At 48.5% G+C, this 22,677-nt stretch carries 21 protein-coding genes, 2 tRNA genes, 1 pseudogene and 1 other annotated feature; of the genes and pseudogenes, 19 read left to right on the top strand and 5 right to left on the bottom strand.

Annotated elements, in window-relative coordinates; translation table 11 throughout:
- Positions 1-389: 389 nt before the first annotated feature.
- Complete coding sequence (locus B2633_RS10325) at positions 390-1,667, top strand: ArsB/NhaD family transporter (protein WP_483170554.1); 1,278 nt, start codon at positions 390-392, stop codon at positions 1,665-1,667.
- Positions 1,668-1,863: 196 nt separating this feature from the next.
- Here B2633_RS10325 and B2633_RS10320 read toward each other — a convergent pair whose 3' ends face one another.
- Entirely contained in the window at positions 1,864-2,277 is a 414-nt protein-coding gene (locus tag B2633_RS10320) for a hypothetical protein (protein WP_483170553.1), read from the bottom strand.
- A 222-nt stretch (positions 2,278-2,499) separates the two neighbouring features.
- On the opposite strand from B2633_RS10320, the gene B2633_RS10315 reads away from it, so the two are divergent.
- Positions 2,500-2,976 carry an acyl-CoA thioesterase gene (locus B2633_RS10315; RefSeq protein ID WP_483170552.1) on the top strand — a complete coding sequence of 159 codons (477 nt, stop codon included), beginning with the start codon at positions 2,500-2,502 and terminating at the stop codon, positions 2,974-2,976.
- Positions 2,977-3,265: 289 nt separating this feature from the next.
- Here the strand turns inward: B2633_RS10315 and B2633_RS10310 are convergent.
- Together B2633_RS10310 and B2633_RS10305 are read right to left on the bottom strand one after the other, a co-directional pair.
- Positions 3,266-3,342 (bottom strand) — tRNA-Lys (locus tag B2633_RS10310).
- A 210-nt stretch (positions 3,343-3,552) separates the two neighbouring features.
- Positions 3,553-3,627: transfer RNA gene (locus tag B2633_RS10305), tRNA-Gln, on the bottom strand.
- A gap of 322 nt (positions 3,628-3,949) precedes the next feature.
- Here B2633_RS10305 and B2633_RS10300 point away from each other — a divergent pair.
- The 3 genes from B2633_RS10300 to B2633_RS10290 all read left to right on the top strand — a co-directional run bounded on the left by B2633_RS10300 (position 3,950) and on the right by B2633_RS10290 (position 7,184).
- Positions 3,950-4,246, top strand: coding sequence for a phasin family protein (locus tag B2633_RS10300; RefSeq protein WP_483170551.1), 297 nt, complete (start codon positions 3,950-3,952; stop codon positions 4,244-4,246).
- A gap of 62 nt (positions 4,247-4,308) precedes the next feature.
- A complete protein-coding gene (locus B2633_RS10295) occupies positions 4,309-5,976 on the top strand; it encodes an ABC1 kinase family protein (protein ID WP_483170550.1) in 1,668 nt (555 codons plus the stop codon).
- A 62-nt stretch (positions 5,977-6,038) separates the two neighbouring features.
- On the top strand, positions 6,039-7,184 hold the full coding sequence (locus B2633_RS10290; protein ID WP_483170548.1) for an alkaline phosphatase family protein: 1,146 nt from the start codon (positions 6,039-6,041) through the stop codon (positions 7,182-7,184).
- A 22-nt stretch (positions 7,185-7,206) separates the two neighbouring features.
- Here B2633_RS10290 and B2633_RS10285 read toward each other — a convergent pair whose 3' ends face one another.
- On the bottom strand, positions 7,207-7,434 hold the full coding sequence (locus B2633_RS10285) for a hypothetical protein (RefSeq protein WP_481038653.1): 228 nt from the start codon (positions 7,432-7,434) through the stop codon (positions 7,207-7,209).
- Between the two features lie 200 nt (positions 7,435-7,634).
- Positions 7,635-7,839: a binding site (T-box leader), on the top strand.
- A gap of 76 nt (positions 7,840-7,915) precedes the next feature.
- On the opposite strand from B2633_RS10285, the gene B2633_RS10280 reads away from it, so the two are divergent.
- The 12 genes from B2633_RS10280 (at position 7,916) to B2633_RS10225 (ending at position 20,256) form a co-directional block, all read left to right on the top strand.
- Positions 7,916-8,404, top strand: a complete 489-nt coding sequence (locus B2633_RS10280; protein ID WP_481038655.1) for an Lrp/AsnC family transcriptional regulator — start codon at positions 7,916-7,918, stop codon at positions 8,402-8,404.
- A 5-nt stretch (positions 8,405-8,409) separates the two neighbouring features.
- Positions 8,410-9,576 carry an aminotransferase class I/II-fold pyridoxal phosphate-dependent enzyme gene (locus B2633_RS10275; protein WP_481043156.1) on the top strand — a complete coding sequence of 389 codons (1,167 nt, stop codon included), beginning with the start codon at positions 8,410-8,412 and terminating at the stop codon, positions 9,574-9,576.
- Positions 9,577-9,686: 110 nt separating this feature from the next.
- Complete coding sequence (locus B2633_RS10270; RefSeq protein WP_483170547.1) at positions 9,687-10,193, top strand: hypothetical protein; 507 nt, start codon at positions 9,687-9,689, stop codon at positions 10,191-10,193.
- Between the two features lie 52 nt (positions 10,194-10,245).
- Complete coding sequence (locus tag B2633_RS10265) at positions 10,246-11,844, top strand: MBL fold metallo-hydrolase RNA specificity domain-containing protein (protein ID WP_483170546.1); 1,599 nt, start codon at positions 10,246-10,248, stop codon at positions 11,842-11,844.
- A gap of 231 nt (positions 11,845-12,075) precedes the next feature.
- A complete protein-coding gene (locus B2633_RS10260) occupies positions 12,076-13,233 on the top strand; it encodes a DnaD domain protein (RefSeq protein WP_483170545.1) in 1,158 nt (385 codons plus the stop codon).
- A gap of 45 nt (positions 13,234-13,278) precedes the next feature.
- Complete coding sequence (locus B2633_RS10255; RefSeq protein WP_483170544.1) at positions 13,279-14,646, top strand: replicative DNA helicase; 1,368 nt, start codon at positions 13,279-13,281, stop codon at positions 14,644-14,646.
- On the top strand, positions 14,646-14,951 hold the full coding sequence (locus tag B2633_RS10250; RefSeq protein WP_483170543.1) for a hypothetical protein: 306 nt from the start codon (positions 14,646-14,648) through the stop codon (positions 14,949-14,951). Before B2633_RS10255 ends, B2633_RS10250 begins: the two co-directional genes overlap by 1 nt.
- Before the next feature lie 25 nt (positions 14,952-14,976).
- Positions 14,977-15,807 carry a polyamine aminopropyltransferase gene (gene speE / locus B2633_RS10245; RefSeq protein WP_483170542.1) on the top strand — a complete coding sequence of 277 codons (831 nt, stop codon included), beginning with the start codon at positions 14,977-14,979 and terminating at the stop codon, positions 15,805-15,807.
- Between the two features lie 280 nt (positions 15,808-16,087).
- Positions 16,088-17,200: a histidinol-phosphate transaminase gene (gene hisC, locus B2633_RS10240; RefSeq protein WP_483170541.1), complete on the top strand. Its 1,113-nt coding sequence runs from the start codon at positions 16,088-16,090 to the stop codon at positions 17,198-17,200.
- A 9-nt stretch (positions 17,201-17,209) separates the two neighbouring features.
- On the top strand, positions 17,210-17,758 hold the full coding sequence (gene yyaC / locus B2633_RS10235; RefSeq protein WP_481038671.1) for a spore protease YyaC: 549 nt from the start codon (positions 17,210-17,212) through the stop codon (positions 17,756-17,758).
- Between the two features lie 144 nt (positions 17,759-17,902).
- The gene (iorA, locus tag B2633_RS10230; RefSeq protein WP_483170540.1) at positions 17,903-19,657 is read left to right on the top strand and encodes an indolepyruvate ferredoxin oxidoreductase subunit alpha; all 1,755 of its coding nucleotides are present in this window, start codon (positions 17,903-17,905) and stop codon (positions 19,655-19,657) included.
- 2 nt (positions 19,658-19,659) lie between these two features.
- On the top strand, positions 19,660-20,256 hold the full coding sequence (locus B2633_RS10225) for an indolepyruvate oxidoreductase subunit beta (protein ID WP_483170539.1): 597 nt from the start codon (positions 19,660-19,662) through the stop codon (positions 20,254-20,256).
- Between the two features lie 77 nt (positions 20,257-20,333).
- On the opposite strand, the gene B2633_RS10220 is transcribed toward B2633_RS10225, so the two are convergent.
- Positions 20,334-20,795 carry a CBO0543 family protein gene (locus tag B2633_RS10220; protein WP_481038677.1) on the bottom strand — a complete coding sequence of 154 codons (462 nt, stop codon included), beginning with the start codon at positions 20,793-20,795 and terminating at the stop codon, positions 20,334-20,336.
- Between the two features lie 267 nt (positions 20,796-21,062).
- Between B2633_RS10220 and B2633_RS10215 the strand changes: the two genes are divergently transcribed.
- Together B2633_RS10215 and B2633_RS10210 are read left to right on the top strand one after the other, a co-directional pair.
- Positions 21,063-22,097 carry an NRDE family protein gene (locus tag B2633_RS10215; RefSeq protein ID WP_483170537.1) on the top strand — a complete coding sequence of 345 codons (1,035 nt, stop codon included), beginning with the start codon at positions 21,063-21,065 and terminating at the stop codon, positions 22,095-22,097.
- Between the two features lie 183 nt (positions 22,098-22,280).
- Positions 22,281-22,677: pseudogene (locus tag B2633_RS10210) on the top strand (hypothetical protein); the annotation flags it as partial.

Below are 22,677 nucleotides of genomic sequence, written 5' to 3'. Positions count from 1 at the left end.
GGCAGTATACTGCCGGTTTGCAGATACCCGGTATGATATAGGCCTAGAGCCGGGTTAATGTAAAATGATCAGGCCCCTCTGCTGCCGGAGGGGCCAAATTAGTGGGTATGAATGAGACCAACACGGCTGTTATTATCCGTTAACAAGGGAATCTGAATCATCCTATACGCTTCGGGTTATGAACAAAAGTAATTGGATTACACGATGCACAACAAGTACAATTCAATGGCTGGTATTGATAACTGTAAGAATATTTGCCCGCAGCCTGGAAATCGCATACTGCTTACAACTGTGGGAGAAGCTTAGCCGCTTAAGGGTCGGCTATAGAATTATAAAAAATAAGCCATTAAAGATAAAGATGCATTTTAGGAAATGAGGTCAAAGGCGGCATGTATAATCTTCATGCAACAATTGCAGTGGCAGTATTTCTGGCAGCCTATGCCCTAATAATATCGGAAAAAATGCCTCGGGCGGTTACCGGCCTGGCCGGGGCAGTTATCATAGTTCTATTGGGAGTCCTTACCCAGGAAGAGGCCTTTGCAAGCATCGATTGGAATACCATTGGCTTATTGGTAGGGATGATGATAATAGTGAATATCACCCGTCGCAGCGGCGTATTTGAGTATCTGGCCATACTTGCCGCCAGGACAGCCAAAGGTGATCCAGTCATGATCCTGGTGCTTTTAACCTGCATCACCGCCTTTTTATCGGCATGGCTGGATAATGTTACCACCATACTGTTAATCGTGCCGGTCACTTTTGCCATCGTAAACAGGCTGAAGTTAAACGCTATGCCTTTTTTGCTCTGTGAGGTGATAGGTTCTAATATTGGAGGAACCGCCACCCTGATCGGAGATCCTCCTAATATCTTAATCGGTTCTGCAACGGGCCTGGGATTCAACGATTTCATAATGAATCTGAGCCCGGTGGTTATAATTGTACTGGCGGTAACCGTGGGTTTAATGGTTCTGGTTTATAGAAAGGGTTTCGAAGTAGCCGAGGAGGACAAGCAGGAGATCATGAAACTTAATCCGCCGCAGGTTATTAAGGATTGGAATATTCTGAAGAAATCGCTGGCGGTACTGGCCCTGACCGTATTGGGTTTTTTTCTTCATCAAGCCCTGCACCTGGATTCCGCCACAATAGCTTTGGCTGGAGCGGTACTCTTGATGATTGCCACCGGGGAAGAACCGGAAGATATCCTGCTGACTGTAGAGTGGCCGACCCTGTTCTTTTTTATGGGGTTATTCATTCTGGTTGAAAGCCTGGTTAAAGTAGGGGTTATTACCAGCCTGGCCAGTCAGGCCCTGCTTTTTACCCAGGGTAACTTTTCTCTGACCGCCATCCTGGTCCTATGGATATCCGCATTTGCTTCCGCCATCGTCGACAATATTCCCTTTGTCGCGGCCATGATACCTTTGCTTAAAGATTTGGGCGCCATGTCCGGAATGCCCATGGAGCCGCTGTGGTGGTCCTTAGCCTTGGGCGCATGCCTGGGCGGTAATGGAACTCTGATCGGGGCTTCCGCCAATGTGGTGGCTGCAGGCATTGCAGAGAGAAACGGGTTAAAAATCACTTTCTGGGGTTTCACCAAGGTGGGACTGCCGCTGATGATAGTGTCCGTATTTATCTGCCATGTCTATATATATATCAGATACCTGGGGTAGTTGAAGGTGCAATCCGTTCCTGCCGATCGAAAAATCTCATTTTACGTAACCAATACGGAAATTACCAAAATATTTTACATAATTGAATCAAGCCTTTTACCTGGGGGCGCTATAATACAAAGGAAATACAAGCGGAGGAATCAGATATGAAAGGCCTCCCTTTGATAATACTTTATTCTGGTGTGATGCCGGATGGTTAAAGGAGGATCGCAAGATGGGAAAACAAGTGCCGCCCCCGTGGATTCTCAGACATTGGCTGATAAGAGATTTCAATTTCAATAAAGACCTGAACAACTGGGTGTACATAGGCGCGAGTAAACGCCTGCCCAAAAATTTTCAATGCCGGTATTGCGGCCGTGATTTGCAAGCTCATATTGATTTTTTCGGCATCACTCATGGTCAACAGGATCCTCTGGCAGTGGGTGCATGCAAACATTGTGACATCGTATATTGGATGAAGCTGAAATTGGATGCTTTTCACATAAGCCTCAACACCTAATCTCTTGACCTTCATGCCAATGATCACAGTGTTTACGCGGAAAATACGATAAAAGCGATTATGATATGCGCCGAAGGGAATACCAAATAACCAGTACGTTGAGTTACGCATTGTTTGATTGCATTTTTTCGTTTATATTTATACTGGATTGACTGATGCACTTCTGGCCGTGCAATGTGTCTGCCCACAATACGATATGATCCGCAATAAAGATTATTGGCGGTGCACGGAAATCATCTTTTCATCCCATCATGATCGGTTTTAGCGAAGTTTATAAACCGGATTTCTTATCTAATATGGATTAATAACCATGTAGAAAGCAGGAGATGAGCTATGGCAAAAGATGAAAAAACCCCAAACACATCCATCTTAATCATGCCTCAGGTGGTCTTGCCTTCCCATGCCAACGCAGCTGGAAGAATGCACGGGGGAGAAGTCATGAAGCTTATGGACACAGCTGCAGGAGTAGTCGCAATTCGCCATTGCCATTGCAATGTAGTGACGGCTAATGTTACGCAATTGTCTTTTATGGAACCGGTATTTATCGGCGACCTGGTTATTTGCCGTGCCAAAATCACTTATACAGGCAGAACATCCATGGAGGTATTTGTGGATGTTAAGGCCGAACACCTGAGAAGCGGTGAAACCAAAAATGTATCAGAAGGATATTTTGTTATGGTGGCTCTTGATCGAAATGGCCGCCCCACTACCGTACCGCCTCTAATATTGGAGACAGAAGAGGAGCGGCGCTGTTTTGAATATGCAAAGCAACGGATAGCCAAACTCAAGTCAGAAGTTCACCAAGATTAGGGCACATAAGATGAGTACTTAGAAATTGCCAGTAGCGTGACGAAGCCGGGGCTTAGGCCCCGGTTTTTTTCCTCTGGACATAGCGTGGTAGCAGGGACATTACTTTTGCTATACAGGAGAACTGGGAGAGGAAGGGCCTGGAGCGTTATCCAAGCCTTTGTAGTTTCTGGAGGTCGTAAATCCACATTCTAAACCTCTGTCACCTGTTGCCACCTGTTTATTAAAAATGGGGGTATAATTATCCGCACAAAAAATCCCCTCCATGCTCGGAGGGGACTCGGTTTCGTATTGGTGGGCCATGAAGGAATCGAACCTTCAACCTTCTGATTAAGAGTCAGCTGCTCTGCCTAGTTGAGCTAATGGCCCGTTTGTGCCGCAATTGATATTATACCGCCAGTTTTATTAGAAATCAATACAGGAAATAGGAGATTACGAGAAAAATAATCGGAGTTTATCAATATCAATGCCCGTAAACCGGGCTAAAAACATAGTAAACGGCTTTTTGAACTGCTTCAACAGGTATTAATTGCAATCGGCGGGTCGGAAATGCAGTAATCGCTGAAGCGGGTGAGTTAATGGCTGGGATGGCTGGATTTGAACCAACGCATAACGGAGTCAAAGTCCGTTGCCTTACCGCTTGGCGACATCCCAGCGCTCAAAAACATTATGTGAAAGATTCAGATTCTTATACAGGTTTGATATTCCATAAGTGACATATTATTAATTATATAAACCTCAGCTATACAGCGCACCAGGGTGCGCATAAATGGTCGGGCCGAAATATGTATGGAGGACTTTTGGCCTCTGGCCCTTATCGGATTGCCGCCAATGATCAATTGATCAGGACGAAGGGTATATGGAGGGCCCAAAGATATCTTTTATCTGCATGATTATGGTTTCGCTGGGGTAAAATAGTATTCAAACGGCAGTTATGATATTCTGGTTATAGATTTAGCAGCAAGGAGGGACTAATATGCCAATGATGAGAAAAATCATTTATTTTGGCCTGGGAGCATTGAGCTTCACCAGAGAAAAAGCTGAAAAGATGATGAATGAAATGGTGGATAAGGGCGAAATCAACAAAGAAGAAGCCAAACAGTTTATAGACGATGCCATAAAAAAGGGAGCCGAGGAAAAGGAAGAACTGCGTAAGATGATTCACCAGGAGTACCAGGAGATCAAAAACCAGTTCAGCTTTGTGACCAAGAAGGACCTTGAAGCGCTGGAAGCCAGGATTCAGGCCCTGGAAGAAAAGATTCAAACCATTTGAACATAGATTTCAATGACTGCCGGGCATAGCCCGGCATTTCTATTTTTGGAGGTTTTACTGAGTTGATAAACGCTTCGTTATCATATCTGAAACGGCTGCCGCGCTACCGTGAGGTTGCCAATGTACTGGTCAAAAACGGGTTTGGCTTTGTTATTAACAGTGTCGGCAACCGCCATCCCTGGCTGCGGCGCCATAGACATCGTCAAGAGTTGGAGACGATAGGAGATTCGCTGCCTAAACGCCTGCGGCGGGCCTGTGAAGAACTGGGGCCTACTTTCGTCAAGCTGGGCCAGTTGCTGAGCACCCGGGCTGATCTGCTGAGCCCGGAATATATAAGTGAACTCGAAAAGTTGCAGGATAATGTACTTCCGATTCCATTTGAACAGGTGGAAGCGGTTTTAGCACAGGATGGCCTGGATTCCAGCCTTATATTCTCTGCTTTTGAACAGGTCCCCATAGCAGCCGGTTCGATCGGACAGGTGCATCAGGCCACTCTGAGCAACGGAGCACAGGTGGTCGTCAAGGTAAAACGCCCTGGCATTGACCGGCAGATGGCCATCGATCTGGCTATCATCCTGGATCTGGCCAATTATGCGGAAAAATACCAAGGCTGGGCCAAACACTATCGGGTTAGTGAACTGGTTGAGGAATTGGCGGCGGCGCTCTGCAATGAACTGGACTTTCGCAAAGAGGCCCGCAATGCCGAGCGCTTTAAACAGAACTTCGTCTCCAATCCCAATGTGATCATCCCTGGGGTGTTCTGGCAGTACAGTACGGAAAACGTATTGGTGATGGAGTATGTCCCGGGGATAAAGATTTCTGATATTGCTGCTATTCAGGCCGGCGGCTATGAGGTTGGCAGAATCGTGAATCACTTGGTGGAGTGCTTGTTCCAGCAGATTTACCTGGATGGCCTGTTTCACGCCGACCCGCACCCTGGCAATATCGCTATAGCTGAAGGAGAAGCCATTATACTATATGATTTTGGCCAGGTGGGTTTTGTTGACCAGCTCACTCGTGATAAGTACATCGACCTGGTTATCGGTATGATGCGCTATGATACTGAAGGGGTTACCCGGGCTTTATTGAATATCGCCATTGATGATCACCCGGTACGATTGAATGATTTGCGCCGCGACGTGGGTCGTCTGGCACAAAAGTATTATGGGGTTCCTTTTTCCGGCATAAATGTCGGTGAAGCTTTAAGGGAGATCCTGGAGCTATCTGTGAAACATCAATTGCGCATGCCGCCGGAACTTACCCTGATGGCGAAAATGCTGTTAACCATGGAGAGCCTGGTGACCACCCTCGACCCGGGTATAAGCCTGGTGGATATAGCCCAACCTTACGGGAAAAAAGCGCTGAAGGAGCGCTATTCGGCCAAACGCATGGGTCATGAGGTTCGTTCGGCAATGCTGGAGCTGGCAGACATCGCCCGCGCCCTGCCCCGCAATGTCAATAATCTGGCCCAGAGGCTCGAAGAGGGAGAATTAAGGATAAAGATGGAATACAGCAACATCAGGGATATGCTGGTACGCATCGATATAATATCCAACCGGATTTGTCTGGCGATTGTCATGTCCAGCATTCTCATCGGTTGCTCATTGATAGTTAATCAGGCCGAAACCTATTTCCTGCGTCATTTTCCCCTGGTGGAAGTCGGCTTTGTGCTGGCGGTCCTGATCGGTCTATATCTGGCCTATTCCATTATTCGCAGCGGCCGTTATTGAACGGGCATATTAGCTCATCCTCTCCAATATATATGAAGCAGAACCATGGAGGGGGAATCACGGTGCGAAAACCCTTTTTTACCCTGTTTTTAACCGTCCTTTTTACAGCATTATTGACCGCCGCAATGCCTCATGCCGCTAAGGCTGAAGCCTCCACTTTACAGCATATCTTCGTGATTTCATTAGACGGGCTAAGTTATGAAGGATTTATTAACAGTTATGTTCCCAGCATAAAGCATCTGGCTGGAGAAGGGGTAACTGACGAGAAATGTCTGGCCATAAGAGCAGAAACTTCGGAGGCGGCTCAAGCTTCGATGCTAACCGGAACCCTTCCCGAACAACACAAGCTCTATAGTGCCGAAGACCGCGTACAGACAGCTTCGATGCTGGATATGCTCAAGCAGGGCAATCGGTCTTTTATGATCTACGACGGCAGCGGAGGCAAATTGAAGTCCTTCGACTACGGCGCAGCCCACTATGCCAGTTTTGAGGCCTCACTAAGCGACCAGGAGCTGCTAGCGAGGGCGGTTGAAACCTTTAAACAGCATAAGCCTTTTTATAATTACATTGTTCTCAACGATTGCCGGGAGGCTTTTTTGACCCTGGACGATAAACAGTATTACCGGACGGTCGCCCAAACCGACCAGGCCATCGGTGATTTTCTGGCTTTTCTCCGTAATGAGGGGCTGTATTATAGCTCGATTATCATTGTCACTTCACCGCGCAGCTCTTCACCCAGCGACCAGGTACCTTTGATTATTCACGGTCCCGGATTTCAGGTGGGAACCCGCATCGGCAATAGCATGATCGTTGACATCACTCCTACACTGTGCATGCTTTCCGGGCTTAAGCAGCCGCCGAGCAGCCGGGGCGTCCCATTATATGATGCTTTGCTCTATACCAGCAATGAGAGAATGGGCCAGCTCAATCAATGGGTAAAAGCCCTGCAAGAGGAACGGATCATCAACTGGCAGCAATACTACCTGTTGCAGGACGAAATCTATCGCAACTACCATCAAATAGCCTCCATGAAAGAAGAGCGGCAGAGTATTTTTGATTATGCCGGGCAAAGAGAGGGGGTAATAGCTGATATCAACCAGCGTTTGGCGATTGAGCGGTTTGTTTTCCTGGCCATCTTTGTGATCATGCTGGTGGGGTATGGAGTGGAATACTTGATATTGAAGAAGAAGTTTCTGTTGTTCAAGTAATCATTCAAGCTGACCGCGGCTGTTAAGGCCGGGTCAACTTGTGCCAGATGGTGTCGAGGGTGTCCATAAAGGTCATGATTTGAATGCGCTCGGTTTCTGTTGCCGGCTGGCCGGATTCCAATTCATAACTGGCGATAAGCTGAGCCTGGAAAACCTTTTCGAGAAAGTCCATATCCGCGTTGGAGAAGTATTTCTCCAGCCTTCGGGCCACAGACAGTTCTTCAGGGCTGAAATTGGGCCTAGGGAGCAAATTGATCACCTCCTGATGTTTAAATAAATAATATGCGCCGCAGCGATAAATAGTTCAGGAAAAGATTTGCTGCCGGTGTAGAAATACAGTATACTTTGGCATATTATTGCAGCTGTAAAAAATCGACACAATATTTCTGACTATGGCTTGACTGGCCAAGCTATGACATGTTATTATGCTTCAATGAAACAATTAAATAGATAAAAACGATGATCAGAAGAGTAACTGCTCAGTTTGGCCGCAGAGAGCCGGGAAGGGTGAAAACCGGTGCGAGCGGGTAGTGAAAGCCACCTGAGAGTTCCGGTTAATACGCGAGTAGTAAGCCGGACGGCATTGCCGTTAATTTAGTTAAGCCGGGCTGACGCCAATTAGGGTGGTACCGCGGGAGCAACTCTCGTCCCTTGAGGATGGGGGTTTTTTATTTGCCCAAATGGCAAGGGTAGGCTCCCCGCCATTAAATAAACCAGAAGGAGGAATCGCTATGGAACTAAAAAGACAGATCCTCAATCTGATCGCTCATGAAGCCCAGTTAAGCCCCAAATTGATCGCAACCATGTTAGGTCAGGACGAGAAAGTCATCGTCCGCGCCATCAGAGAGATGGAAGACGACAAGGTCATACTGGGCTACAATACCGTTATCAACTGGGACAAAATGGAGAGCGACGGAGTAACCGCAACCATCGAGGTCAAGGTGACTCCCCAAAGAGAAGTGGGATTTAACGGGGTCGCAGAAAGAATCTGCAAGTTTCCCGAGGTGCGCAGTGTGCATTTGATGAGTGGTTCTTATGATCTTTCCGTAGTCGTAGATGGCTACAATCTGAAAGAGATCGCTTCCTTTGTTTCGCATAAACTGTCCACCCTCGATGAGGTACAGAGTACAGTTACCCATTTTGTGCTGAAAACCTACAAAGTCGATAATTTCGTATTTGAAGATCCCCGTGAAGATGAAAGGCTGGTGATTAGTCCGTGAGCAGCATGGAGAAATACGTTTCAAATGTGGTCAAATCCGTGCCTCCATCGGGTATTAGAAAGTTCTTTGACCTGGCCTCGCAGATGCAGGGGGTCATATCCTTGGGGGTGGGAGAACCCGATTTTGTTACTCCGTGGCATATACGCGAAGCCTGCTTCCATGCCCTGGAGAAGGGATATACCATGTACACCTCCAACCATGGACTTATTGAACTGAGAGAGGAAATCGCCCTTTACCAGAAGCGCAAGATAGGGGTATGCTATTCTCCCGAGGACGAGATTCTGATTACCATTGGGGTCAGTGAGGCTGTTGATCTGGTTATGCGGGCGTTAATCGAACCCGGTGATGAGGTCTTGGTTCCAGAACCGTCTTTTGTATGTTACGCCCCCGGAGCTATGCTGGCCTATGGCAAAGCGGTGCCGGTGCAGACCTTCAATCATGATCAGTACCGGCTTAAGCCTGAAGAGCTGGAAAAGTGCATTACGCCTCGCAGCAAGATTCTAATTCTGGCTTATCCCAGCAACCCTACCGGGGCCATTATGCATGAAGAAGACTTAACCGCCTTGTTGGATATTATCATCAAAAACGACCTTATAGTAATCACTGACGAAATCTACTCGGAATTGACTTATAACGGGAGCCATGTGTCTATAGCCTCTCTGCCGGGGATGCGTGACCGCACGGTTTTATTGAACGGCTTTTCCAAAGCTTTTGCCATGACCGGCTGGCGAGTCGGCTACGCCTGCGGTCACTCCGACATCATCGACGCCATGAAGAAAATACATCAGTACTCCATCATGTGCGCCTCGATAATGGGGCAAAAAGCAGCCTTGGAAGCCTTGCGCAATGGAGAGCATGAGATGAAAAAAATGGTGGACAGCTACAATTACCGGCGCCGTATCATGCTGGCCGGATTTGATGATATCGGGATGAGCTGTTTTGAACCGAAAGGGGCTTTCTATTGCTTCCCCTCAATTCGCTGCACCGGCATGAGCAGCGAGGAATTCTGTGAAAAGCTGCTGGAAGAAGAAAAGGTGGCGGTTGTGCCCGGCAATGCTTTTGGTTCCTGTGGAGAAGGCTTTGTCAGATGCTGTTACGCCGCCAGCGTAAGCAATATCGAAGAGGCTGTTTCAAGGATGGGCAGCTTTCTCAATCGACACAGAAAAGCCTAAATCGCGCTAACATATTCCTAAAATGAAGAAAGCAATCGAAACACCGAGAAACGTTCAGTAATATTACGATATTTTATTAAAGGAATTGTCTTATCCGGGTTGAACCCCTTTTGTTAGGGAATACAAAGGGGGTTTTTCTACTGTATACAGACATTTGCCTAAACGATATAGAAATTCTTAACAATTATAAAAAGTTGACTCCCGCTGCGCAGCGTGAATTGTTAGAGTATATGCGCTACCTGCTGTGCAAGCAGTATAAGCGTGACGTGATGGTGGCGGTTTTCCACAATAAACTGATTAACAATCTGCTGCACAGCCTCCTGCGCCTCATCGAACGTGATGAAATAGACCTCAGTCAGGTAACCCGCCGGGTGATGCAGATCAAGGAGCTGTACTACGGTTTGTTCGAGAAGGTGCACAACAACTATGCCGAATTGATAGAAGATCTGGACAGCAATGAAGCGGTTAAGGAATTCGGGCGCAACGGGTTTTCCAATTTAGAGCAGGCTATCAGGAGCAGCCAGATAAATCGCATCAAAATGGAGGTCATAGAATTTTACCAGGGTTTTGAAAGTCTGGCCCGGCACCGCGAAGCCCGCAAAATAGTTGCAGTCTAATCAGCCAAGTTACGGTATAATGAAGGGCAGAAAGATATCGGAGGCGTAGCAAATGAAACTGCGATTTCTAGGAGCTGCCCGTAGTGTAACCGGCTCATTTTTTGTCATCGAAACAGGAGAAACCAGATTCGCAGTAGACTGCGGAATGTTTCAAGGGCCGAGAACCCTGCAGGAACGAAATTATCAGGAATTCACCGTTAACCCCAAATCTATCGACTTCGTGATCGCCACTCATGCTCATATCGATCATATCGGACTTATCCCCAAACTGTATAAACAAGGCTTTGAAGGCTTGGTGTATTGCAGTCATGCCACAGAAGAGCTTGCCCAGATCCTGCTGCCGGATTCGGGCTACATTCAAGAGTCTGAAGTGGAGCGCAAGAACCGCAAGCTAAGCCGGGCTGGCAAACCCCCCATCGAGCCAATTTATACCGTTGATGAGGCGCTCAAATGCCTCAAGCATTTCCGCTCCATAAACCAGGATGAAATCATCGATGTTGCTCCCGGGGTGCAGGTGCGGCTGCGCGATGCCGGGCATATACTGGGTGCTTGCATCGTGGAATTATGGATAGAAGAAGACGGCAAGCGCCTTAAACTAGTGTTTAGCGGTGATTTAGGCAATTCCAAACAGCCTATCGTCAAAGATCCCAGCACCATTGAAAATGGTGATTATATCATTCTGGAATCCACTTATGGCAGTCGTTTTCATCCTCAATTGAGCAGCCGCAGTGAGGCCCTTTTGGAGGTCATCAATAAGGCCGTAGCCAAAGGCGGCAACCTGGTCATTCCCGCGTTCGCCGTGGAGAGAACCCAGGATCTGCTTTACGATTTATTTCTGTTGAATGTGCAAGGCAAATTGGATCCGGAGATTATCGTGTATATTGACAGCCCGTTGGCTATCGCAGCCACCGAGATATTTCAGAAGCACATCGAATTTTACGATGATGTAACCCGTCAATACGTTGAGGAAAACAGCAACCAGCATCCTTTGAAACTAATAAACCTCAAATATACAAAAACCCAGGAAGAATCGATGGGCATAAACGCCCGCCAGGGGAAAACCATCATTATATCAGCCAGTGGCATGTGCGAAGCGGGGCGCATCAAGCACCACCTGAAAAACAACCTGTGGCGCCCGGAAGCCACCGTCTTATTTGTGGGTTATCAGGCCGAAGGCACCCTGGGTAAACGGATCCTCAGCGGCGAGAAGATAGTAACCATTCACGGGGAAAAGGTTGCGGTCAAAGCCGACATCGAATTTATAGAGGCCTATTCGGCCCATGCCGATAAAAACGGCCTGACCAGCTGGGTGCAGAATTTCGTAACCCCACCCAAGGGAATTTTTCTGGTGCATGGAGAAGATGAATCCCTGAACTCTCTGGCCGAGTACTTCCGCACCGAAATGAACCTGCCGGTTTATATTCCACAGTGGCTGGATGAGTTTACCTTGGGCGCGACCGAGCACCTGGAAGCCAAGATGGAGTACCGCGAAGGTGCTGTTCCACAGGCTTTGCAAGCCGAGCAGGCCTATCTGGCTTTATCGCTAAAGCTGCATGACATGTTTAAGGAGAACTGGAAAGAGGGACGTTACGATAGAATCATGAAGTCTATTCAGGAAATTGAACAGCAGCTCAACCGGCAGGGTTTTTAATCAAATATAAGTATGGCAGGCTGCTGTTTTAGGCGGTTGATTTCCCGATAAAATGGCAATCAGTATCCGTCAAGGTTGGAAAGCTGCAAAATTTCTCTGCATTTAAATTTCATTCTGATTGAACGCCATTTATGGACGTCAATGCTTGTTAATCACAAAATTACTTGCCTTGTTAGAGCTTGGAATATAATGTTATAATGCCTTTACCTGCTGGTTGGAGGAATGTTCTATATGGCTGACAAATCTGCCTTTCTGGAGATGATGCGCTGGGGCAATGTTAATGTACCCGGCATTATTTTTGAGTATTCCAAGGAATTAGATCTCACTACCGACGACATAGGAATCCTGACCACCATCTTATATGCTTACCAACAGGGCAAACCACTTTACCATACCGGGGTGGAAATAGGCAAAATGCTGCAAGTATGCCCATGCCTGAGCAAACAGAAACTGACCCGCAAACTGTCCCGGTTAGAAAAGCTCGGTATCATTGCGCTTTCGGAGCCCGGCAAGGGAACGGTCGATAAGACCGTCTATATCGAGCCTTTAATGGACAAGCTGGAGAGCCTTATGATTCGCGACCACCCCCAATTATCGGTGCAAGGCGAGAAAGCCGTGCCGGCCGGGGTCAAAGTGGTTATAAAGGAGTATCAAGATCAAATCGAGCAGTTGCAACTGCAGTTGCAGGAACAACAGCTGCAGACCTCTCCAAATTCGGTCAATCAGGCTGATTTTAAAAAGGTGGCTGATTTCATTGCCGAGAAAACCGGCAGCCTGATCAGTCCCACCATGGTATCAGAACTGCGGCGCTGGCTGGGCGATATGGCTTTAAAGCCCGAACTGCTCTTATGCATGCTGGAGCTGTGTTTTGAACGCAACATTAAGAATCCTCGGGAAATCAGTCACATTGCCACTGACATAAAGAAATATGCCATCAGCAGTTTGGATGGCATGGAAATATACTTCAGCCGGTTTGTGGATCGCAACAATGGGCCCGCGCAGCGTAATCAGGCTTTTGATCCCGACCTCCTGGAATTTGGCACTTTTACCGGTATCGATATGGGAGCTGAGGCCAGGCGCCGCATTTATCAGAAATGGCGCTATGATTGGGGCTTTTCACATGCCATGATCATGAAAGCCGGTGAGATCATGTGCCAGCGCACCAAAAGCGGGGGCTTGGAATATGTAGATAGTGTTTTGTCAAACTGGATGAGCAAAGAAATACGCCAATTGGAGGAAGTGGACGCGGAGATGCGCAGTTTCAAGCTATCGAAGCAGAAAACACGGGCGGGCGGTGACGGCGCAACCCCCGGCAATAAAACCAAACCGGCTGTAGATTATGAAATTTATATACCACCCAATGCCGAGGAAATCAAAACTAAGGTATAATTAAAAACGGGGAGCATCCCCGTTTTATATTTAGGATGGTGACTTATGCCCGTTAGTATCCGCCAACAACTATCAGATGAAATGATGTTTGACCTGGAGAGCGAGAAAAGGGTTTTGTCTTCAATGCTTCACTCTGAAGAGGCCTGCATTGAGGCTCAAAACAGCCTCACCACGGCGGACTTTTATTCACCCAAACATGCCACTATTTTCGAGTTGACCGGTATCCTATTCGCCCGCGAAATAAGACCTACTTATGTGGAGGTTCTCAAAGAAGGACACTCCCTGGGTCTGTTGAAGAGCACCCGGGATATAGAAGAACTCAAGCATATTGTCGAACACTACATTGATGACGAAAATATAAAATACTGGATCAAAAGGGTGCGGGACAAAGCCAGGGTGCGCAAGTTTGTGGAGTTTTTAAAGAACAGCATGGAACTGCTGCAGAGTGAGAGCGATCAGGAAGTGGAGCAGCTGTTGATGGAGGCCGAAGAAAAGCTTACCAACCTGACCGCACTGGAAATCGATGATCGTGTTGACACCCCCGAGGATATGGCCAGCCTGGGCTATGATGAAGTGGAAAGGCGTTTCCTGCGTTACCGGGAGATACAGGAGGTTCACAAAGGGGTTATACCCCTGGATGGTTTGACCACTGGATTCGACAGTCTTAACCGTATCACCCTGGGGTATAAGCCGGGCGACCTGATCATCTTGGGGGCTCAGACCGGTCATGGTAAAACCGCGTTTGCATTGCATACCGCAAAAGCGGTGGCAGTTGATCAGGGCATGAGCATGCTCTATTTAAATACTGAAATGAGCCGCCAGCAGATCGCTCTGCGCTGGGGGTCGATTTTGTCCTCGATCGATCATGACCGCATCCGCATCGGAGATATCAATGAAAATGAATTGTCTATCATCTTAAACGGTTATTCGCGATTGCGCGGCAGCGGTTTTTATTCTTATCCCTGTCCCAATTTGACCCCGGAAAAAACCATATCCATTGCGCGCAAATTCAAAACGCAAAAGAAGATCGACCTGATGATTATCGATTATATCGGGCGTATGGAGAAGCATGACCCGCGCTTGCAGGAATGGCAGATGTTGGAACAGATTGTCAAAACCCAGAAAATGCTGGCCCAGAACCTGCAGGTTGCGGTGATGTGTCTGGTACAGCTGAATCCGGACGGCACTCTGCAAGGCGCCAAGCGGATGAAAAACGAAAGCGACCTAATGCTGAAGTTAAGTCCGATACCCCGGGAAGACCTGGCTGAGGATGAGGAACTGAAAAAGTACGTCAATCCCAATTACTACATATCCATTGAAAAAAACCGGGATGGCCGCAGCGGGGTGCGCATACCCATTCAATTCGACTTGCAGAAGCAAACCATGAAGGATGCCGAAAGGATGGCCAGGTGATGCCAACCAACGCTGAATGGAAATTGCTTTATGATGATACTGCTACAACAATTATGGATTTATTTATAACTGGCAGGATCGATAGCGGGGAATTACACTTCCTGCTCAACCTGTTGGAAACGGTGATAATCAAGCGGGAGCAGCGGGAATTGATTAACCTGTTAAAAAAATGGCAGCCCAGGGCAGACTGTAACGAAGTCGACGATATTATAAAAGCTACTCTATTAGCTGTAGATTTTAAAGACCAGAGCAATTTGGAGCACAATCTGCTTATTTTGCGGGATCTGATCAACCTGGGTGAATAGCCTTTTGCATGGGAGGTAACACAATATGGCAGGACATTGGTTTTGTGAGCAGAATACCCCGGGGTATTCGGTACAATGGAAGGTTCTCCAGCAACTCCATCAAGAGACCACACCATTCCAGGAATTGACGATTGCCGAATTGGCGGAATGGGGGCGCACCCTCATACTGGACGGAGCGGTGCAGTATACGGAGAAGGATGAATTCGTTTACCACGAAATGATAGCCCATGTACCGTTGATGAGCCACCCTCATCCTCAGCAGGTGCTGATTATAGGCGGAGGAGACGGGGGTACCCTGAGGGAGGTTTTGAAGCACCCGCAGGTGGCCCGAGTAGATATGGTGGAGATTGACCGCCGGGTTGTGGAAATATGCAAGGCATATCTGCCCGGGGTAGCCAGCGGTTTTGAGGATCCCCGGACCAGGCTCCATATTGATGACGGCATTAATTACGTTCGTGAAACCGGGCAGAAATACGATGTGATTCTGATCGATTCCTCCGATCCGGTGGGGCCGGCTATTCAGCTATACAGCCGCTCCTTTTATCTGGATATTTACAATGCCCTGGCTGACGACGGCATGCTGGCGGTACAATCCGAATCACCGCTGTACTACGGGCAGATATTTGACACCGTTGTCGCCAACCTGAAAGACATATTTCCCATAACCCGGGTTTATCTGGCCACTGTGCCCACTTATGTCAGCGGGCCCTGGTCTTTCACGGCCGCCAGCAAAACTTATGATCCCTTGCAAATAGCTGATGACACAGCCATTATCAATGGTTTAAAATATTACAATAAACATGTTCATCGAGCGGCATTCGCTTTGCCGCAGTTTATACTGGAGAGACTGGGGTAGTACGGTAGATAAACCGGTTCATAAACCTGGTCTTGGTGAGAAGGTCGGAAGGATTGTTGCAGGCTGTATAAAATCAATCAGGCTTAGATTATGGTGTTTCTTGACGGGCCAACCGAAAGAAACACCTGTGTTTTTAACTCGGAATACATCGCAGTAAATGCGCCGCATGAAACGGGCATAAAGCCCCGGAGAATCTTTCAATGTGCCAAGATCATGGGTTAGGCGAAATTAGTTATTGATAGAAGCAAGGTGTAATATAATAACAAATGGAGGTTTGGCGATGGACGACTTTATCGACCGCCAGGCCAGGCCGCAGATATTCAATCTCAAGCCATATGTGCCGGGCAAACCAATTGAAGAAGTAAAGCGGGAGCTGGGGCTTACCGATGTTATTAAAATGGCATCCAATGAGAACCCGCTGGGACCGGCGCCGTTGGCCAAACAGGCAATTATTGAACATCTGGGTGATATGCATATTTATCCGGACAGCAGCTACCGCGACCTTAAAGCCAAACTGGCCCTAAGGCTTCAGGTGGATACTGACTGCGTGGCAGTGGGCAACGGTTCTGATGAGATCCTCAAGATGCTGGCGGAAGCCTTTTTGAATCCGGGCGACGAGGTCATACTGCCGCATCCCACCTTTTCGGAATATGAATTCGTGAGCACGGTGATGGGGGCTAAATGCATCCAGGTTCCTTTGCTGAACAACACCCATGACTTAAAGGCCATGCTGGAATGCGTCAGCCCTAGAACCAAGATCATATTCATATGCAATCCCAACAATCCTACCGGCACCATGGTGACGGGGGAAGCGTTGAGCGGATTCATAAACCGGCTTTCCCGGGATGTGCTGCTGGTGATTGACGAGGCTTACAGCGAGTATGTGGAAAGCCCGGAGTATAGGAGCGCCCAGGCGTTATTGGAGAAAAGGCCGCAAACCATCGTTTTACGAACCTTTTCCAAGCTGTACGGTTTGGCCGCCCTGCGCCTGGGATATGGCATCAGCAGCCCCGCGATAATCTCAACCCTGGAAAGGGTCAGAGAGCCTTTCAATGTCAATAGCCTGGCGCAGTATGCCGGCATGGCAGCACTGGATGATGCCGAACATATTGCCGAAAGCCTCAGATTGAATCGCTGCGGCAAAGCCTATTTATACCAGGTCCTGGCTGGTTTGGGGCTGGAATACACTCCTACCGAGGCCAATTTTATATTTATTGACACCGGACGGGATGCCGGGATGGTTTTTCGGGGAATGCTCAAAAAAGGGGTCATTATACGCAGCTGCGAAAGCTTTGGATGCCCTACCTCGATTCGGGTAACCGTAGGGACCCCGGAGCAAAACCAGCGCTTTATCAAAGCTTTGCAATCGGTTTTACAGGAAATTGAGGGATGACAAAGACTTATGGTATTTTTCAGCAAGCATTATACTGAAGCTGGAGTTGCAGTGCAGCTGCAGGCGGTTATTGACGATGCCTTAAAAGACATCACCGGTCCGCCGGTTATCCTGTGCATCGGGTCAGATCGTCATGTTCTGGATTGTTTTGGGCCGTTGACCGGTTCCATGCTGAATCAGGCCGGTATTTCGGTTCCGGTGTATGGGGATCTGGATCACCCCCTGCACGCCTCCAATATACCCCGGGAACTCCGGCTGATACAGGAGGCTCATCATGACCGCTTTGAAATTGCCATCGACGCCTCAGTAGGGACTGAGGTCGAAATCGGCACGATAAAAGTCCGGCGGGGTCCGGTATTGCCGGCTAAAGCGGTCGGCAAGCGCCTGCCAGCCGTTGGAGAGCTGGCCATCACCGGGGTAGTTGGGGTCAGACAGAATCAGCGCACTGCCCGCCCCATCACATATGGTTCACTGGCCCATGTATACCATATGGCCTACCTGGTCAGCCAGGCTTTGATCCATTGGGATGCCACCAGATGCGGGAACAAGTGGAGTTAATTGTTATTTACATAAAAAGTTAACCTGTGTTATCATTCATTTGAATCAATACCCGGCCAAGCTGCGGTATTGCGGGTTATGTCTCTCCATCCGCCCGGGTGGGAGGCTTTTTTGTATATTGCCAAAGGGTTAAGGAGGATTAGTATGAAAAGACTTATGATAGGCAATGAAGCCATTGCCAGGGGGGCGTTTGAGGCTGGAGCCACGGTGGCTACGGCATATCCCGGCACACCCAGTACAGAAATTGTGGCAAGCTTTGCAGAGTTCCCCGGGGTATACGCAGAATGGGCTCCCAATGAAAAAGTCGCCATGGAGGTAGGCGCCGGAGCTTCCATCGGGGGGGCCAGAACCCTGGTAGCCATGAAACATGTGGGCGTGAATGTGGCTGCCGATCCTTTATATACCTTTTCATATACCGGTGTTAACGGCGGCCTGGTTTTAATATCGGCTGACGATCCCGGCATGCATTCTTCTCAGAATGAGCAGGACAACCGCGGCTACGGGATATTTGCCAAATTGCCGGTGATTGAGCCTTCCGACAGTCAAGAAGCCCTGGATTACTGCAGGCTGGCCTTTGATGTGAGTGAACAGTTTGACACCCCGGTGATGTTCAGAATCACCACCAGGCTGGCCCATTCACAGACCCTGGTGGAAACCGGCCAGCTAGAGCGGCGCGAGCTGCCTCTTTACAAAAAGAATGCTCCCAAATACGTAATGCTGCCCGGCTTTGCCAAAAGCCGTCATATAGAAGTCGAAAAGAGTATTTTGCAGTTAAAAGAGTATGCCGAACAAACCCCCTTGAACCGCATCGAATGGGGTGACAGAGAACTGGGCATCATCACCAGCGGGATCTGCTACCAATACGTTAAAGAGGTTATACCCGATGTCTCCATCCTTAAACTGGGTTTGGTAAATCCGCTGCCGGAACAGCTGATTCGATCCTTTGCCGCCGGAGTGAAACGGCTGGTGGTGGTTGAAGAGTTGGAACCGGTTATAGAGAATTTTGTTAAAACCCTGGGAATCAGGGTAGAAGGCAAAGAACTATTCACACTTCTGGGCGAATACAGCCCGGAATTGATTGAAGAGAAGCTGCTGGGCGTTGACAACAGCGACCCATTCGGGCTCAGCACCCAGGTGCCCGGCCGCCCGCCGGTCATGTGCGCGGGCTGCCCGCATCGCGGCGTGTTTTATACTTTGAAGAAGATGAAACTGGCGGTGATGGGAGACATCGGCTGCTATACCCTGGGGGCCATCGCACCACTGGAAGGCCTGGACTCCTGCATTTGCATGGGGGCCAGCATAGGAACCGCCCTGGGCATGGAAAAGGCCCGCGGGGCTGACTTTGCCGATAAAGTCGTGGCGGTAATCGGCGACTCCACCTTTGTTCATTCCGGCATCACCGCTCTGATAGATGTGGTGTATAATCAGGGGACTTCGACGGTATTGATTTTGGACAATGACACAACTGCCATGACCGGGCATCAGGATCATCCCGCCACCGGGCTTACCATTCGCCGGGAGCCTACCGCGCGCCTGGATCTGGAAGCCCTGGTTAAGGCCATCGGCATCCAACATGTAAAGGTGGTCGATCCCCTTAACCTGGAGCAGTTGCAGGGAACGCTGCAAACTGAGCTGGAGCGGCGCGAGCCTTCAGTGATAATCTGCAAGCGCCCCTGTGTGCTGATACCCCATGAGCCTTCCACGCAGAAGTACTATATAGATCAGGAGATCTGTAATGGCTGTTCGGTATGCATCAGGCTGGGCTGTACCGGTTTGGTCTATCTCGATTCTCCGGTGAAGGCGGAACGCAAAGCCGTCATAAACGATAATTCTTGTGCGAATTGCGGCCTCTGCGCACAAGTATGCAAGTTCGACGCCATAAAGGCAGTGGAGGGATAAGCATGGATAAGCAAAAGGTGACCAATGTTCTGATAGTAGGAGTGGGCGGCCAGGGGACCCTCCTGACCAGCCGGATTCTGGCCGATGTAGCCGTGCAGATGGGCTTTGATGTTAAAGTATCGGAGATACACGGCATGGCTCAGCGCGGCGGCAGCGTGGTATCTGAAGTGCGCTACGGGGAGAAGGTTTATTCACCCATTATCAAAAAAGGCGATGCGGATATACTTCTGGCCTTCGAGAAAATCGAAGCCGCCCGTTGGCTCGATTACTTGAAGCCTGATGGCCGGGTGATTATTAACAACGAGAGGATCGATCCCTTGCCGGTGATGAGCGGCAAGGTAAAATATCCGGACGATATCGTAGAGCGCATCAAAGCTCTGGCCCCCAATACCCTGGTTGTGGACGCCACCAAGACCGCTATAGCATGCGGCAACGTAAAAGCCGCCAATGTGGTATTATTAGGCGTCCTGACGGCTGCCATTCATCTGCCGGTGAACGAGGTGGAACAAGCCATTAAGCACACCGTGCCTGCCAAAGCCCTGGAAGTAAACCTCAAGGCTTTCCAAGCCGGTTTGGAATTATATTCTTCCGTAGTATAGAGTCAGATTGTCTATTTAAATAATACAAGCCATTGTAACCCTACCTCTTTCGGTAGGGTTATTGGTGTTACCAATGATCAAAGCGAGAAAAACCAGCGGTAGAAAAAATTTGACATTACAAAGGTTATCAACAGAGTCAGCCAGGTCCAGTACCAGGCCCATTTAATATACTTAATCAATTGAGTGTGTTTTTCTAAAATATACTCAATCAAAGTAATAGCCGACGTGAAGGCAAAATAATGCAGTATTTGCCGGCTGACACTTTCCCCAAAAGGGTAGTAAAGGTTAAAGAAAATACATATCACCGGATAGGCAAAGAACTCGAAAGTGAAGCTGGACCGGGTTGCTTTGGGAAATATGCGCAAAGGGTATTCTATAAATCCCATCTGCACCACTAATAGTCCAGAAAGCCAGGTTAAACTCTGTTTGAAAAAGAATATTACCAGGGCTTCGCGAATTCGCTCAACCGGCACCACCCAAAAGAGAAGCGTAAGCAATATTATCCAGGAAGAGAATTCAATGATCTTTTCTTTGGACATGGCTCCTTATCCTTAATAGAGACGTTACATGAATCTCAAAGCAGTTTTTCTTATACACTGTTAGATGAATAAAAAATCTGATGAACTTATTCTGCCCAAATCCCACTGGAAATGCTTTTTGTCGAAAAAAATTTCCCGGATCAGGAGGCCGGGGCCGTTTCTTTATTATCTCTTGCAGGTGCGGTATGATATCTATAATATTTTTTGCCAATAATCCGGAAGTAATTGTCATTATGCCAATCCTGATGATGAAGGGGAGAGGAAAACATGTGTCTTATTCTGCTGGCCTGGGATGATCATCCCCGATATAAACTGGTCGTCGCCGCCAACCGCGACGAGTTTTACCAGCGCCCCACTTCAAGAGCGGAGATTTGGGAAGACTATCCCCATATTCTGGCGGGAAGGGACCTGCAAGCGGGCGGTACCTGGATGGGCATCACTAAAAACGGGCGTTTTGCAGCCTTGACCAATTACCGCGATCCTTTTAACCACAAGAATAACGCTCCTTCCCGAGGGCTGCTGGTTCAGAATTATTTACAGAGCAGCCAGGACCCACAGAGCTACATAGACTCACTTGAGGATGGGGGAAGGGCATATAACAGCTTTAACCTGCTCTTGGGAGATTATGAAACCTTATTTTACTTTTCCAACCGTGAAAGAGTCCTTCGCCCAATACAGCCGGGAATCCATGGTCTGAGCAACAGCCTGCTGGATGTTCCCTGGCCCAAAGTCAGCAAAGGAACCGACGCTTTAAGCGAAGTTCTGCATCAACCGCATTTCGATGCGGAAGATTTATTCGTCATTCTGCGAGACCGGGAATATCCCACGGATGAGAACTTGCCGGATACCGGAATAGGATTGAAAAAGGAAAGGATGCTGGGCCCGGTGTTTGTGGCCAGCAGGGAATATGATTACGGCACCAGGGTGTCTACAATATTGCTGGTGGATCGTCACAATAAGACGCAGTTCTGGGAGCGCAGTTATGAGCCTCTGGAGATGGATAAATGGAGTCAGGTATATTATGAATTCCAGGTCCCCAAACCCAAGGGCAGGCTGAAAGATCTGCCCAATATAGGGAAGGATTTGGAAAGACGCCTGGCTTCCATAGGGGTGGATGACATAGATGTCTTGATGGAATTGGGGAGCAAAGAGGCTTTTCTCAGACTCCGCCAGCTAGAAGGTGATACCTGCTATAATACCCTTTGCAGCCTTGAAGGAGCCATTCAGGGAATTCGCTGGCATAACCTCAGCAGTGCATCAAAACAAGAACTGAAAGAATTCTTCAAACAGCGCAAAATATAAGATTTATCCTCAGCCAAAGTGCCTCGGGTCAAGCCCGGGGCTTTTTTTATGGGGTAAATATTTTAACACCGTGATGCACACCCTTTGAATGTACGAATAGCTTAGAGGCCTAATGGCCTGCAGCGAGGATGATGGGCAGACTGCCATGAAAAATCTAAGTTTAGCAGCAAGGAGGTATTACTATTGTCAGACCTGGACATGATGGCCCTGCCGGAACATATTGAGGCTGTCGGCGGCTATGTGATCGCCACCTACTACTTGCAGACCGGCAGAGAAGTGGACATCGTTAAAAAAGTCACTTCCATTGCAATAGAACAGACCACAGGCACCTGGGTGCCTGTTCCTGAAGAGACCGCGGAAGTACGGGAAAAATATGTGGCCAAGGTGGTTGGAATCTACGAGGTGCCGGGCAATGAATATGAGGTCCCCACGCTGCAGGAGGTGCGCCAGTGGGTATTTCAACTGGCTTTCCCTGCCGTAAACTTTGGACCACAGATCCCAATGCTGCTGTCAACCATCATCGGGAACATCTCCATGATCGGTCCCTTAAAACTGCTGGACATCAAATTCCCGCCGGATT

It is taken from the genome of Syntrophomonas sp. UBA1041 (assembly GCF_002316705.1).
In the GTDB taxonomy this organism is placed as follows: Bacteria; Bacillota; Syntrophomonadia; order Syntrophomonadales; family Syntrophomonadaceae; genus DTU019.
The sequence above is the reverse complement of the archived record's forward strand: the minus strand, read 5'-3'. Positions and strand labels throughout refer to the sequence as shown.